This is a genomic window from Burkholderia sp. Ac-20353 (assembly GCF_017104785.1).
Classification (GTDB): domain Bacteria; phylum Pseudomonadota; class Gammaproteobacteria; order Burkholderiales; family Burkholderiaceae; genus Burkholderia.
Genome location: NZ_JAAGPL010000563.1, coordinates 1 through 547, shown reverse-complemented (window position 1 = coordinate 547; position 547 = coordinate 1). Strand labels below are relative to the sequence as shown.

Genomic DNA, 547 nt, shown 5'->3' with positions numbered 1-547 from the left:
CGCACCACTTCGAAGATCTTCTCGACCATGATCGGCGACAGCCCCATCGACGGCTCGTCGAGCAGCAGCAGCTTCGGCTTGGAAAGAATCGCGCGCGACATCGCCAGCATCTGCTGCTCGCCGCCCGACAGCGTGCCGGCGAGCTGCGTCGCGCGCTCCTTCAGCCGCGGGAAGAAGCCGAACATCCGGTCGACGTCCTGCTTGATCCCGTCCGCGTCGTTGCGCAGGTACGCGCCCATCTGCATGTTCTCGAGGATCGACATCCGCGCGAAGATCCCGCGGCCTTCCGGCACCATCGCGAGGCCGTGCTTCAGCAGCTCGTGCGTCGGCACGCCCTTGATCGACTTGCCGTCGTACTCGATGTCGCCCGCCGAATACGCCTTCAGACCCGTGATCGCCTTCATCGTCGTGGTCTTGCCCGCGCCGTTCGCGCCGATCAGCGTCACGAGTTCGCCCTGGCGGACTTCCATGTCAACGCCCTTCACGGCCTGGATGCCGCCGTAGTTGACCTGCAAGCCCTTGATTTTCAACATTGCCGCTGCCATCA

At 64.4% G+C, this 547-nt stretch carries 1 protein-coding gene; it reads right to left on the bottom strand.

The genetic code is table 11. From position 1 onward, the window contains the following. The coding region (locus G3N94_RS41965; RefSeq protein ID WP_205799990.1) for an ABC transporter ATP-binding protein at positions 1-545 on the bottom strand (545 nt) is incomplete at its 3' end. Positions 546-547: the final 2 nt, after the last annotated feature.